General features: G+C 61.2%; 11 protein-coding genes. All 11 read left to right on the forward strand.

Annotated features, from left to right (window positions below):
- The first annotated feature begins 21 nt into the window (after positions 1 to 21).
- The gene (gene arcA / locus HBJ59_RS09905) at positions 22 to 1,278 is read left to right on the forward strand and encodes an arginine deiminase (protein ID WP_017475703.1); all 1,257 of its coding nucleotides are present in this window, start codon (positions 22 to 24) and stop codon (positions 1,276 to 1,278) included.
- Between the two features lie 11 nt (positions 1,279 to 1,289).
- Positions 1,290 to 2,300: an ornithine carbamoyltransferase gene (locus HBJ59_RS09910; protein ID WP_010169901.1), complete on the forward strand. Its 1,011-nt coding sequence runs from the start codon at positions 1,290 to 1,292 to the stop codon at positions 2,298 to 2,300.
- 168 nt (positions 2,301 to 2,468) lie between these two features.
- On the forward strand, positions 2,469 to 3,398 hold the full coding sequence (gene arcC / locus HBJ59_RS09915) for a carbamate kinase (RefSeq protein WP_167663465.1): 930 nt from the start codon (positions 2,469 to 2,471) through the stop codon (positions 3,396 to 3,398).
- An 18-nt stretch (positions 3,399 to 3,416) separates the two neighbouring features.
- Positions 3,417 to 3,779 (forward strand): DUF5064 family protein, encoded by a 363-nt coding sequence (locus HBJ59_RS09920; RefSeq protein ID WP_063027653.1) that lies wholly within the window; start codon positions 3,417 to 3,419, stop codon positions 3,777 to 3,779.
- Between the two features lie 185 nt (positions 3,780 to 3,964).
- Positions 3,965 to 5,473 (forward strand): sigma-54-dependent transcriptional regulator, encoded by a 1,509-nt coding sequence (locus tag HBJ59_RS09925; RefSeq protein ID WP_076015351.1) that lies wholly within the window; start codon positions 3,965 to 3,967, stop codon positions 5,471 to 5,473.
- 393 nt (positions 5,474 to 5,866) lie between these two features.
- Complete coding sequence (gcvH, locus tag HBJ59_RS09930; protein WP_076015353.1) at positions 5,867 to 6,250, forward strand: glycine cleavage system protein GcvH; 384 nt, start codon at positions 5,867 to 5,869, stop codon at positions 6,248 to 6,250.
- A gap of 10 nt (positions 6,251 to 6,260) precedes the next feature.
- Positions 6,261 to 9,107, forward strand: a complete 2,847-nt coding sequence (gcvP, locus tag HBJ59_RS09935; RefSeq protein WP_076015354.1) for an aminomethyl-transferring glycine dehydrogenase — start codon at positions 6,261 to 6,263, stop codon at positions 9,105 to 9,107.
- Positions 9,108 to 9,249: 142 nt separating this feature from the next.
- The gene (locus tag HBJ59_RS09940; protein WP_076015355.1) at positions 9,250 to 10,626 is read left to right on the forward strand and encodes an L-serine ammonia-lyase; all 1,377 of its coding nucleotides are present in this window, start codon (positions 9,250 to 9,252) and stop codon (positions 10,624 to 10,626) included.
- 39 nt (positions 10,627 to 10,665) lie between these two features.
- Entirely contained in the window at positions 10,666 to 11,790 is a 1,125-nt protein-coding gene (gene gcvT, locus HBJ59_RS09945) for a glycine cleavage system aminomethyltransferase GcvT (RefSeq protein WP_167663466.1), read from the forward strand.
- Positions 11,791 to 12,179: 389 nt separating this feature from the next.
- Positions 12,180 to 12,392, forward strand: coding sequence for a cold-shock protein (locus HBJ59_RS09950; protein WP_003316897.1), 213 nt, complete (start codon positions 12,180 to 12,182; stop codon positions 12,390 to 12,392).
- 95 nt (positions 12,393 to 12,487) lie between these two features.
- Positions 12,488 to 12,976 (forward strand): RDD family protein, encoded by a 489-nt coding sequence (locus HBJ59_RS09955; protein WP_167663467.1) that lies wholly within the window; start codon positions 12,488 to 12,490, stop codon positions 12,974 to 12,976.
- The last annotated feature ends 41 nt before the right edge of the window (positions 12,977 to 13,017 follow it).

The raw sequence follows: 13,017 nt of genomic DNA on the forward strand, positions 1-13,017 counted from the left end.
TTGTTCACTGGAGGATCTGTAATGACCACGGAAAAAGTGAAGTACGGCGTACATTCCGAAGCCGGCAAACTGCGCAAAGTCATGGTGTGCTCCCCAGGTTTGGCCCATCAGCGGCTGACCCCCAACAACTGCGATGAACTGCTGTTCGATGACGTGTTGTGGGTGGCCCAGGCCAAGCGTGACCACTTCGACTTCGTGACCAAGATGCGCGAACGCGACATCGATGTGCTGGAAATGCACAACCTGCTGACCGACATCGTCGCCATCCCCGAAGCGCTGGACTGGATCCTGGCGCGCAAGATCACCGCCAACCAGGTCGGCCTGGGGCTGGTCAATGAAGTCAGTTCGTGGCTGCGCAGCCTGGAGCCGCGCAAGGTCGCCGAGTTCCTGATCGGTGGCGTGTCGGCCGATGACCTGCCGAGCAGCTTCGGCGGCAAGACCATCGAGATGTTCCGCGACTTTCTCGGCCACTCCAGCTTCATTCTGCCGCCGCTGCCGAACACCCAGTTCACCCGCGACACCACCTGCTGGATCTACGGCGGCGTGACGCTGAACCCGATGTACTGGCCGGCACGACGCCAGGAAACCCTGCTGGCGAGCGCCATCTACAAATTCCACCCCGAGTTCACCAACGCCGACTTTCAGGTGTGGTACGGCGACCCGGACCAGGAACACGGCAACGCCACCCTGGAAGGCGGCGACGTGATGCCGATCGGTAACGGCGTGGTGTTGATCGGCATGGGCGAGCGTTCCTCGCGCCAGGCCATCGGCCAACTCGCCCTGAACCTGTTCAAGCACAAAGCCGTAGAGCGCGTAATCGTCGCCGGCCTGCCGAAATCCCGCGCGGCGATGCACCTCGACACGGTGTTCAGCTTCTGCGACCGCGACCTGGTCACGATCTTCCCGGAAGTGGTCAACCAGATCGTCGCTTTCACCCTGCGCCCGGACGAGACCAAGCCCGGCGGCATCGACATCCAACGCGAAAAAACCAACTTCCTCGACACCGTCGCCGCCGCCCTGAACCTCAAGGCCCTGCGTGTAGTGGAAACCGGCGGCAACAGCTTCGCCGCCGAGCGCGAGCAGTGGGATGACGGCAACAACGTGGTGGCCGTGGAGCCTGGCGTGGTGATCGGCTATGACCGCAACACCTACACCAACACCCTGCTGCGCAAGGCCGGTGTGGAAGTCATCACCATCAGCGCCGGCGAACTCGGCCGCGGCCGTGGCGGCGGCCACTGCATGACCTGCCCGATCATTCGCGACCCAATCGACTACTAAGGAGATCCATCATGGCTTTCAACATGCGCAACCGCAGCCTGCTGTCGCTGATGCATCACACCACCCGCGAACTGCACTACCTGCTGGACCTGTCCCGCGACCTCAAGCGCGCCAAATACACCGGCACCGAGCGTCCGCACCTGAAGGGCAAAAACATCGCGCTGATCTTCGAAAAAACCTCGACCCGCACCCGTTGCGCGTTCGAAGTCGCGGCCCACGACCAGGGCGCCCACGTCACCTACATCGACCCGGTGTCGTCGCAGATCGGCCACAAAGAAAGCATGAAAGACACCGCCCGCGTCCTGGGCCGGATGTTCGATGCCATCGAGTACCGTGGCTTTGAACAGGAAATCGTCGAAGAACTGGCCAAGTTCGCCGGGGTGCCGGTGTTCAACGGCCTGACCGCCGAATTCCACCCGACCCAAATGATCGCCGACACCCTGACCATGCGCGAGCACAGCGACAAGCCGCTGCATGACATCAGCTACGCCTACCTGGGCGACGCCCGCTACAACATGGGCAACTCGCTGCTGATGATCGGCGCCAAGCTGGGCATGGACGTGCGCATCGGCGCGCCGAAAGCCCTGTGGCCGCATGCTGACTTCATCAAGCAGTGCCAGGAATTCGCCGAGGAAAGTGGCGCGCGCATCACCATCACCGAAGACCCGAAGGAAGCGGTGAAAGGCGTCGACTTCATCCACACCGATATCTGGGTGTCCATGGGCGAACCGGTGGAAGCCTGGGACGAGCGCATCGAGCAACTGCTGCCGTACCAGGTCAACGCCAAGATGATGAAGGCCTCGGGCAATCCACGCGTGAAATTCATGCACTGCCTGCCGGCGTTCCACAACAGCGAAACCAAGGTCGGCAAGGACATCGCCGCGCGTTATCCGAACCTGGCCAACGGTGTGGAAGTGACCGAAGAAGTGTTTGAGTCCCCGGCCAACATCGCCTTTGAGCAGGCGGAAAACCGCATGCATACCATCAAGGCGATCCTGGTGTCGGCGTTGGCGGATATCTAAACCTCACACCGCTCCCACTGCCGAAACACAGTCAATGTGGGAGCGGGCTTGCTCGCGAAGGCGGCGTGTCAGTCGCTGCATCTTTCGCCGATACACCGCTTTCGCGAGCAAGCCCGCTCCCACATTTTGTCCTGTGTTCACAAGGCCGAATTTTAGAAGGATTGAATTATGCGTATCGTCGTTGCACTGGGCGGCAACGCCCTTCTGCGCCGTGGTGAACCCATGACCGCAGACAATCAACGGGCCAATATCCGCATCGCCACCGAACAGATCGCCAAGATCCACAGCGGCAACGAGCTGGTGATTGCCCACGGCAATGGCCCGCAGGTGGGCCTGCTGTCGCTGCAAGCGGCGGCTTACACCCAGGTGTCGCCATACCCGCTGGATGTGCTGGGCGCCGAAACCGAAGGCATGATCGGCTACATCATCGAACAGGAACTGGGCAACCTGCTGGACTTCGAAGTGCCGTTCGCCACGCTCTTGACCCAGGTTGAAGTCGACGCAAAGGACCCGGCCTTCCAGAACCCGACCAAGCCGATCGGCCCGGTCTACTCCAAGGCCGAAGCGGAAAAGCTCGCCGCCGAAAAAGGCTGGGCGATTGCCCCCGATGGCGACAAATATCGCCGCGTGGTCGCCAGCCCACGGCCCAAGCGGATCTTTGAAATCCGCCCGATCCAGTGGCTGCTGGAAAAAGGCAGCATCGTGATCTGCGCCGGTGGCGGCGGGATTCCGACCATGTACGGCGAAGACGGCAAGCTCAAGGGCATTGAAGCCGTGATCGACAAAGACCTGTGTTCCTCGTTGCTGGCCGGGCAACTGAACGCCGATTTGCTGGTGATCGCCACCGACGTCAATGCGGCATTTATCGACTTCGGCAAACCCACCCAGAAAGCCATCGGCCAGGCGCACCCGGACGAAATCGAAAAGCTCGGCTTCGCCGCCGGCTCCATGGGGCCCAAGGTCCAGGCCGCCTGCGAGTTCGCCCGCCAGACTGGCAAAACTGCAGTGATCGGTTCACTCTCGGACATCGAAGCGATCGTCCAGGGCAGTGCCGGCACGCGAATCAGCACGGCGAAACCCGGAATCACCTACCTGTGAAGTAGAGGAGAAATGCCTATGGCTACCTTTGAACCTGGTCACCTGCACATCGAACGCCACGCGCTGAACAAGGATGACTACAGCTATAACCTGTGCATCGACTACGAAGTCAGCCAGGACCCAAAGGAAGGCAAAGGAATGCTCTTCAAAATGCACGGCTCGGTGCAGGACAAGGAGCTCAAGGAAGAGTTTTTCCTGCCCAAGGACCAGTCGTTCGACTTCGCCCGGCACGCGATGAATATCGCGCAGAAGTACGGCATGCCGAAGATTGCCGTGCTCAATGGGCAAATGCACAAGCAGTACGATTTGATGTTTGAAGATGTGCGGCATCAATTGGATGTGAAGCCGGGGGATCCGGTCAAACCCGAACACCTCGAATAACCGCGGCCACAACCCACTGTAGGAGCGAGCTTGCTCGCGAAGGTCGCCAACGATAACGCTGGCATCCTGAATGAACGCGGTGCTTGTGCGTTTTTCGCGAGCAAGCTCGCTCCTACAGATTTCACCTGACCCCTCCTCCAAGGCATACTTGCCGCCTATCGCTCGCCAGAACCGCTAACCGCCCCATGCGTATCCACGTCAGCTTCATCGACCGCGTCGGCATCACCCAGGAAGTCCTGGCCTTGCTCGGTGGGCGCAATCTCAACCTGGATGCGGTGGAAATGGTTCCGCCCAACGTCTACATCGACGCCCCGACCCTGAGCGCCGAGGTGCTGGAAGAACTGCGCGACGCACTGTTCAGCGTGCGCGGCGTGCAAGCCGTGACCGTGGTCGACATCCTCCCAGGCCAGCGCCAGCACCTGCAACTCGACGCCCTGCTCGCCGCCATGACCGACCCGGTACTGGCCCTGGACAGCGCCGGCAAGATCCTCCTGGCCAACCCGGCCTTGATCGCTTTGTACGGTCGCGAGCCCGCCGGCGAAAGCATCAACGAACTGTTCGACGACCCAAAGCTGCTGGCCACCTTGCTCGAACACGGCTTTCGCCTGGCCCTGCGGGAAATCAACGTGAACGGCCAGACCCTGCTGCTGGACGCCACGCCGATCACCGACGCCGGCGCCCTGCTGACCCTGTACCAACCCAACCGCATCGGCGAACAACTGTCGGCGCTGCACCATGATCACGCCGAAGGTTTCGACGCGTTGTTGGGCGAGTCCCCGGCGATCCGCACCCTCAAGGCGCGGGCGCAACGGGTGGCGGCGCTGGATGCACCGTTGTTGATCCAGGGCGAGACCGGTACCGGCAAGGAACTGGTCGCCCGCGCCTGCCACGCCATCAGCGCGCGGCACAGTGCGCCGTTCCTGGCCCTGAACTGCGCGGCGCTGCCGGAAAACCTGGCCGAGAGCGAGCTGTTCGGCTACGCCCCCGGCGCGTTCACCGGCGCCCAGCGTGGCGGCAAGCCGGGGCTGATGGAACTGGCGAACCAGGGCACGGTGTTCCTCGACGAGATCGGTGAAATGTCACCGTACTTGCAAGCCAAGCTGCTGCGGTTTCTCAACGACGGCAGCTTCCGGCGGGTAGGTGGCGACCGTGAGGTAAAGGTCAATGTGCGGATCCTCAGCGCCACCCACCGCGACCTGGAAAAAATGGTCAGCGAAGGCACCTTCCGCGAAGACCTGTTCTACCGCCTCAATGTGCTCAACGTCGAAGTGCCGCCCCTGCGCGAGCGCGGCCAGGACATCCTGCTGCTGGCCCGCTACTTCATGCAGCAGGCCTGCGCGCAGATCCAGCGCCCGGTGTGCCGCCTGGCGCCGGGCACCTATCCGGCGCTGCTGGGCAACCGTTGGCCGGGCAATGTGCGGCAGTTGCAGAACGTGATCTTCCGCGCCGCCGCCATTTGCGAAAGCAGCCTGGTGGACATTGGCGACCTGGACATTGCCGGCACCTCGGTCGCGCGCCAGAACGACGGTGAAGTCGACAGCCTGGAGCAGGCGGTGGAAGACTTCGAGCGCGGGTTGCTGGAGAAGCTGTATGTCAGCTATCCGTCCACTCGCCAACTGGCCAGCCGCCTGCAAACTTCCCACACCGCCATTGCCCACCGCTTGCGCAAGTACGGCATTCCCAACAAGCCCTGACTGCTGTAGGAGCGAGCTTGCTCGCGAAAAACTCAAGCACACCGCGCTCATTCAGGCTTCCCGCGTCATCGTTAGCCGACCTTCGCGAGCAAGCTCGCTCCTACAAGGGTGTTGCAGCTAAAAGCGACACCTGCCTGTACTGAAAGCGCTACAGCGGAACGATATCGATACACTCCATGTCAGCCGTCGCCATGCAAGGCTTTGATCCTCATAGGCTTTTTTTCAACGGCCCAGCTGTAGCGATATCGCTACAGTCAACGTTCGAACATCACGCGCCATAATCAGTAACCAATTGTTTTATAACGATAAAAAAACATTGGCCGCGATTTTGCTACGCAATTCCCCATTATTCCAATCCCGTCCACCAGACGAATCTGGCCCTGAGGAGTTTCCATGAGCGAGTTGCGCTTTACTGAAGATCACGAATGGCTGCGCGCCGAAGCCGACGGCAGCGTTACCGTGGGCATTACCGCTTTTGCGCAGAACGCGCTGGGTGATGTGGTTTTCGTGCAACTGCCTGAACTGCAGTCCTACGACAAGGGCGCAGAAGCCTCCACCGTTGAATCGGTCAAGGCAGCCAGCGGCGTGTACATGCCGCTGGACGGCGAAGTCCTCGAAGTGAACGACCAACTGGACGGCAGCCCCGAACTGGTCAACGAAGACCCGATGGGCGAAGGCTGGTTCTTCCGCTTTAAACCGGCTGATGCCGATGCAGTAGCTAAGCTGTTGGATCAGGATGCGTACGACCGCCTGATCAAAGCCAACGCTGAAGCCTGAGGAGCGCGCCATGACTAATCTGACCACCGCCAACGAATTCATCGCCCGTCACATCGGCCCGCGCCAGGACGACGAGCAACACATGCTCGCCACCCTGGGCTTTGATTCCCTGGAAGCCCTGAGCGCCAGCGTGATCCCGGAGAGCATCAAGGGCACCGCCGTACTGGGCCTGAGCGACGGCCTGAGCGAGGCCGACGCACTGGCTTCGATCAAGGCGATTGCCGCCAAGAACGAGCTGTTCAAGACCTACATCGGCCAGGGCTACTACAATTGCCACACACCGTCGCCGATCCTGCGCAACCTGCTGGAAAACCCGGCTTGGTACACCGCCTACACGCCTTATCAGCCTGAGATTTCCCAGGGCCGCCTGGAATCGCTGCTGAACTTCCAGACGCTGATCAGCGACCTCACCGGCCTGCCGATCGCTAACGCCTCGCTGCTGGATGAAGCCACCGCCGCTGCCGAAGCCATGACCTTCTGCAAACGCCTGAGCAAGAACAAAGGCAGCAACGCGTTCTTCGCCTCCGTGCACAGCCACCCGCAAACCCTCGACGTACTGCGCACCCGTGCCGAGCCGCTGGGCATCGACGTAGTCGTGGGCGACGAGCGTGAACTGACCGACGTCAGCGCCTTCTTCGGCGCATTGCTGCAATACCCGGCCAGCAACGGTGACGTGTTCGACTACCGCGAACTGACCGAGCGCTTCCACGCCGCCAATGCGCTGGTGGCCGTGGCCGCTGACCTGCTGGCCCTGACGCTGCTGACCCCGCCGGGCGAATTCGGCGCCGACGTGGCCATCGGCAGTGCACAACGCTTCGGCGTGCCGCTGGGCTTCGGTGGCCCGCACGCGGCGTACTTTTCCACCAAGGATGCGTTCAAGCGTGACATGCCGGGCCGTCTGGTAGGCGTCTCCGTGGACCGTTTCGGCAAGCCGGCCCTGCGCCTGGCCATGCAGACCCGCGAGCAACATATCCGCCGCGAGAAGGCCACCAGCAACATCTGCACCGCCCAAGTGCTGTTGGCCAACATCGCCAGCATGTATGCCGTGTACCACGGCCCGAAAGGCCTGACCCAGATTGCCAACCGCATCCATCACCTGACCGCGATCTTCGCCAAAGGCTTGAGCGCATTGGGCCTGGCGGTTGAACAAGCCCACTTCTTCGACACCCTGACCATCAAGACCGGCGCGCAAACCGCCGCCCTGCACGACAAGGCCCGCGCCCAGCGCATCAACCTGCGTGTGGTTGATGGCGAGCGCCTTGGCCTGTCGGTGGACGAAACCACCTCCCAGGCCGATATCGAAACCCTGTGGAGCGTGTTCGCCAGCGGCAAAGCCCTGCCAGACTTCGCCGCATTGGCTGCCAGCGTTGAAAGCACCTTGCCGGCCGCGCTGCTGCGCCAGTCGCCGATCCTCAGCCACCCGGTGTTCAACCGTTATCACTCCGAAACCGAGCTGATGCGCTACCTGCGCAAGCTGGCCGACAAGGACCTGGCCCTGGATCGCACCATGATCCCGCTGGGCTCGTGCACCATGAAGCTCAACGCCGCCAGCGAAATGATCCCGGTGACCTGGGCCGAGTTCGGTGCCCTGCACCCGTTCGCCCCAGCTTCGCAAAGCGCCGGCTACCAGCAACTGACCACCGAACTGGAAGCCATGCTCTGCGCGGCCACCGGTTACGACGCGATCTCCCTGCAACCGAACGCCGGTTCCCAGGGCGAGTACGCTGGCCTGCTGGCGATTCGTGCCTATCACCAGAGCCGTGGCGAAGAGCGCCGCGACATCTGCCTGATCCCGTCGTCGGCCCACGGCACCAACCCTGCCACCGCCAACATGGCCGGCATGCGCGTAGTGGTCACCGCTTGCGATGCACGCGGTAACGTCGACATCGAAGACCTGCGCGCCAAGGCTATCGAGCACCGCGAACACCTCGCTGCGCTGATGATCACCTACCCGTCCACTCACGGTGTGTTCGAAGAAGGCATCCGCGAAATCTGCGGGATCATTCACGACAACGGCGGCCAGGTGTACATCGACGGCGCCAACATGAACGCGATGGTCGGCCTCTGCGCCCCGGGCAAGTTCGGCGGCGACGTGTCCCACCTGAACCTGCACAAGACCTTCTGCATTCCCCACGGTGGTGGCGGCCCGGGCGTTGGCCCGATTGGCGTCAAATCCCACCTGACGCCGTTCCTGCCCGGCCATGCCGCGATGGAACGCAAGGAAGGCGCGGTCTGCGCCGCACCGTTCGGCAGCGCGAGCATCCTGCCGATCACCTGGATGTACATCAGCATGATGGGCGGCGCGGGCCTCAAGCGCGCTTCGCAGTTGGCGATCCTGAATGCCAACTACATTTCCCGTCGCCTGGAAGAGCACTACCCCGTGCTGTACACCGGCAGCAATGGCCTGGTGGCCCACGAATGCATCCTCGACCTGCGCCCGTTGAAAGACAGCAGCGGCATCAGCGTGGATGACGTGGCCAAGCGCCTGATCGACTTTGGTTTCCATGCGCCGACCATGTCGTTCCCGGTAGCCGGCACCCTGATGATCGAGCCGACCGAAAGCGAATCCAGGGAAGAACTGGACCGCTTCTGCGACGCGATGATCGCTATCCGCGAAGAAATCCGCGCGGTGGAAAATGGCTCGCTGGACAAGGATGACAACCCGCTGAAGAACGCGCCGCACACTGCCGCGGAACTGGTTGGCGAATGGAGCCACCCATATAGCCGCGAGCAAGCGGTGTACCCGGTGGCATCGTTGATCGAAGCCAAGTACTGGCCGCCGGTTGGCCGGGTCGACAACGTGTTTGGTGATCGCAATTTGGTGTGTGCGTGCCCGTCGATCGAGAGCTACGCGTAACCTAATGTGGGAGCGGGCTTGCTCGCGAATGCGGAGTGTCAGTTGATACATCTGGTGACTGACCCACCGCTTTCGCGAGCAAGCCCGCTCCCACAATTGGACCGAGTACATCCGATAAATAATAAGAAACCGGAGAACAACCATGTCTTTAAGCGTGTTCGACCTGTTCAAGATTGGCATCGGCCCCTCCAGCTCCCACACCGTCGGCCCGATGCGCGCTGCCGCTCGATTCGTCGAAGGCCTGAAGCGCGATAACCTGTTAGCCACCACCACCTGCGTCAAGGTGGAACTCTACGGCTCCCTCGGCGCCACTGGCAAAGGCCACGGCAGTGACAAGGCCGTATTGCTGGGCCTGGAAGGCGAACACCCGGACACCGTGAACACTGAAACCGTCGCCGCACGCTTGTCGGAAATTCGCGGCAACGCACGCTTGAACCTGCTCGGCGAACACAGCATTGCGTTCAACGAGAAAGAACACCTGGCGATGATTCGCAAACCCCTGCCCTATCATCCCAACGGCATGATCTTCCGCGCTTTCGACGCAGCCGGCCTGCAGATTCGCAGCCGCGAGTACTACTCGGTGGGCGGCGGGTTTGTGGTGGATGAAGACGCCGCCGGCCACGACCGCATCGTCGAAGACGCCACGCCCCTGACCTTCCCGTTCAAAAGTGCCAAGGACTTGCTCGGCCATTGCGCCACCTATGGGCTGTCCATCAGCCAGGTGATGCTGACCAATGAAAGCGCCTGGCGACCGGAAGCGGAAACCCGCGCCGGCCTGCTGAAAATCTGGCAGGTAATGCAGGATTGCGTAGACGCGGGCTGTCGCAACGAAGGGATTTTGCCGGGCGGCCTGAAGGTCAAGCGACGCGCCGCCGCATTGCATCGCCAACTGTGCAAGCACCCGGAATCGGCACTGCGTGACCCGTTGTCGGTGCTGGACTGGGTCAACCTGTACGCCTTGGCGGTCAACGAAGAAAACGCCAACGGCGGGCGCGTGGTGACTGCGCCCACCAATGGTGCGGCCGGGATTGTGCCGGCGGTGTTGCACTACTACATGCGCTTTATCCCGGGGGCCAGTGAGGACGGCGTGGTGCGTTTCCTGCTCACCGCCGCGGCCATCGGCATTCTGTACAAGGAAAACGCCTCGATCTCCGGCGCCGAAGTCGGCTGCCAGGGGGAAGTCGGCGTGGCCTGTTCCATGGCCGCCGGCGCCCTGTGCGAAGTGTTGGGCGGTACGGTTTCCCAGGTAGAAAACGCCGCCGAGATCGGCATGGAACACAACCTCGGCCTGACCTGCGACCCCATCGGCGGCTTGGTACAGGTGCCCTGCATCGAGCGCAACGCCATGGGTTCGGTCAAGGCCATCAATGCGGTGCGCATGGCCCTGCGCGGCGACGGGCAACACTTCGTCTCCCTCGACAAGGTCATCCGCACCATGCGCCAGACCGGCGCCGACATGAAAAGCAAATACAAGGAAACCGCCCGTGGCGGTTTGGCGGTCAACATTATCGAGTGCTGACGCCCACCAGCGCGTCCGCACGTTTTTCAGGAGCTGAATATGTCCACCGAAACCCTGTTGAAAACCCCGTTGCACGCCCTGCACCTCGAACTGGGCGCACGCATGGTGCCCTTCGCCGGCTACGACATGCCGGTGCAATACCCGCTGGGCGTGATGAAAGAACACCTGCACACCCGTGAACAGGCCGGGTTGTTCGACGTGTCGCACATGGGCCAGATCCGCCTGACCGGCGCCGGTGCCGCCAAGGCCCTGGAAACCCTGGTACCGGTGGACATCATCGACCTGCCGGTGGGCATGCAGCGCTACGCGATGTTCACCAACGAGCAAGGCGGCATCCTGGATGACCTGATGGTCGCCAACCTCGGTAACGACGAACTGTTCCTGGTGGTGAACGCTGCCTGCAAGGACCAGGACCTGGCCCACCTGCGCCAGCACATCGGTGACCAGTGCACCATCGAACCACTGTTCGAGGAACGCGCCCTGCTGGCCCTGCAAGGCCCGGCCGCTGTCGGCGTACTCGCGCGCCTGGCGCCAGAGGTCAAGCACATGACCTTCATGCAATTCGCACCGACCCGCCTGCTGGGCGTGGACTGCTACGTCAGCCGCTCGGGCTACACCGGCGAAGACGGCTTCGAAATCTCGGTGCCGGCCGCCAGTGCCGAAGCCCTGGCCCGCAGCCTGCTGGCCGAAACCGAAGTGCAGGCCATCGGCCTCGGCGCCCGCGACTCCCTGCGCCTGGAAGCCGGCCTGTGCCTCTACGGCCATGACATGAACACCGAGACCACACCGATTGAAGCCAGCCTGTTGTGGGCGATCTCCAAGGCCCGTCGCGCTGATGGCGTGCGTGCCGGCGGCTTCCCGGGTGCCGACGCAATCTTCACCCAGCAACAAACCGGTGTAAGCCGCAAACGCGTGGGCCTGTTGCCACAGGAGCGGACCCCGGTGCGTGAAGGTGCAGAGATCGTCGACGAACACGGCACCGTAATCGGCAGCGTCTGCAGCGGCGGTTTTGGCCCGAGCCTGGGTGGCCCGCTGGCCATGGGTTACCTGGACAGCGCATTCATCGCACTGGATACCGAAGTATCTGCATTGGTGCGCGGGAAAAAGGTGCCACTACGTGTAAGTAAAATGCCATTCGTGCCACAACGTTACTACCGTGGCTGATTGACTGTTCCTATAAGTAACGCGGTTGCGTTAACGTGCACTAATCTGTAACGCAACCGCCACATTAAAGTGCACTGTCGATAGTCAATGTTATGTTCCGTCACCTATAACAAGTGACGAATTCTATCGAATAAAGACGTTCCACATTGTGAACAGAACTGTAATGAAGCCGAGCAAAACCTGGGCATTTTCCGGGGCTTGTTTTTTCTGTCTTAGTTGGCGTAGAGTTTGCCCACTGTGTTTGCATGGGTCGCTTTGAACCTGGACCTGGGCAGTAGCCAAAGTTTGCTACAACCCGTTCGACGTCTCTTACTTTCCTGCAACTCAGCCCAGTACTCTTTCATGTGAAAGGGGCTGTCATTAATTTTTAGCGTCAAGGAAATAAGAAAATGGCTGAACGTCAGAGCGGTACCGTCAAGTGGTTTAACGACGAGAAAGGGTTTGGTTTTATCACTCCAGAAAGCGGTCCGGATCTGTTCGTCCACTTCCGCGCTATTCAGGGCAACGGCTTCAAAAGCCTGAAGGAAGGCCAGAAAGTGACCTTCATCGCGGTGCAAGGCCAAAAAGGCATGCAAGCCGACGAAGTACAAGCAGAAGGCTGATCCTTTCTGCGACAAAAAGCCTCTGATATGACATCAGGGGCTTTTTTATTGGCGTTCTTCCGTAAAATGGCTTTTTTCCTGCTGAGAGCCATGTCATGTCGAAACACCTGCTGAGCCCCCAAGGCGAGTTTCCCGCCGTAGGCCTGGGCCGTCGTCTGGCAGCGATGTTCTATGACTTCTTGTTGTGCACTGCCTTGCTGATCGTCACGGCCTTTATCTACAAGCTGGTGTGGATGGGGTTTGTCGGGGAGGCCAAGTTGCGGGCGCTTTCCGAGTCTGGCGCGCTGGATGGTGACCCGTTGTTGTCGACGATTTTGTTTTTTGTGTTGTTTGGGTTTTTTGCCAAGTTCTGGACGCATTCGGGGCAGACCCTGGGGATGCAGGTTTGGGGGGTGCGGGTGCAGAACGCTGATGGGTCGCGGATCAGTCTGTGGCAGGCGTTGTTGCGGTTTGTGGTGTCGATTGCTTCGTGGTTGTGCCTGGGGCTTGGGTTTATCTGGTCGTTGTTCGACAAGCAGAAACGCGGCTGGCACGACATTTATTCGGATACGCGGTTGGTGCGGATTCCGAAGAAAAAGAAGTAGGTTTGGAGTGGGACATATCCGCTGCCTGGAGCGTTTCCACG

The organism is Pseudomonas sp. AN3A02 (assembly GCF_011765255.1).
In the GTDB taxonomy this organism is placed as follows: Bacteria; Pseudomonadota; Gammaproteobacteria; order Pseudomonadales; family Pseudomonadaceae; genus Aquipseudomonas.